1 pseudogene is annotated in these 242 nt (G+C 39.7%); it reads right to left on the minus strand.

The features are described 5' to 3' along the window. A pseudogene (locus tag AAEY68_RS21620) lies at window positions 1-242 on the minus strand (acetylornithine deacetylase); the annotation flags it as partial.

The following is a 242-nucleotide window of genomic DNA, read 5'->3' on the forward strand; positions in this document are numbered from 1 at the left end:
GTCAATTTAAATGGATTATGATTCCAGCGGCTATCGTCAAATGGCACTGTATCGGTATGGCCAGCGAGCATTAATCCACCATCGCCTTTACCGCGTTTAGCTAATAAATTATAGCGACCTTTGCCGCCTTCTAATTCAATTATTTCACAGCTAAAGCCTAAGCTTTCACACCATTGTGCCAGTAATTCAATAACATTTTTATTACTCATACACAGGCTATCTTCAATGGCACTAATAGAAGG

This window comes from Pseudoalteromonas sp. RB2-MNA-CIBAN-0110 (genome assembly GCF_040309305.1).
Classification (GTDB): Bacteria; Pseudomonadota; Gammaproteobacteria; order Enterobacterales; family Alteromonadaceae; genus Pseudoalteromonas; species Pseudoalteromonas arctica.